1 protein-coding gene and 1 pseudogene are annotated in these 575 nt (G+C 46.1%); both read left to right on the top strand.

From position 1 onward, the window contains the following. Nucleotides 1-102 precede the first annotated feature (102 nt). Nucleotides 103-306, top strand: a complete 204-nt coding sequence (gene thiS / locus R8O10_RS26615) for a sulfur carrier protein ThiS (protein ID WP_025541650.1) — start codon at nt 103-105, stop codon at nt 304-306. Nucleotides 307-311: 5 nt separating this feature from the next. Further along, a pseudogene (locus R8O10_RS26610) lies at nt 312-575 on the top strand (thiazole synthase); the annotation flags it as partial.

The following is a 575-nucleotide window of genomic DNA, read 5'->3' as shown; positions in this document are numbered from 1 at the left end:
ATTTTGCACCAATGAGCAGTTAAGAGATGACCGCCATGACAGTTTCAAATCAATTCGCAGCAAGTTCGTTTGTGCGTTCCTTTGTTAAAGGAGAGAGGTAACGTGATAACTATCGCTATTAACGACCAAGCTCAGCTGGTCGAGTGTAATGCCAACCTACAGCAAATCATTACCCAGTTTTCTCTGCCTGAAATGGGCTGTGTTTTTGCCATTAATAATCAAGTGGTGCCGCGTAGCGAATGGGCGAGTACGGTACTTTCTGAGGGAGATAGCATCTCTCTGTTTCAAGCCATCGCAGGGGGATAATGTCGATGCTGAAAATTGGTGATAAAGAATTTCAATCACGCTTGTTCACAGGAACAGGTAAATTTTCTAATAGCGGTTTAATGGCCGAAGCCATCCAGGTTTCAGGTTCACAGCTCGCGACGATGGCGCTTAAACGTGTGGATGTGCATGATCAGCAAGATGACATTTTGCAGCCTCTGATTCACGCCGGTGTGAATTTGCTACCGAACACCTCTGGCGCTAAAAATGCTAAAGATGCAGTTTTTGCTGCGCAGCTTGCTCGCGAAGCG

It is taken from the genome of Vibrio sp. 1727, assembly GCF_033344415.1.
In the GTDB taxonomy this organism is placed as follows: domain Bacteria; phylum Pseudomonadota; class Gammaproteobacteria; order Enterobacterales; family Vibrionaceae; genus Vibrio; species Vibrio alginolyticus.
The sequence above is the reverse complement of the archived record's forward strand: the minus strand, read 5'-3'. Positions and strand labels throughout refer to the sequence as shown.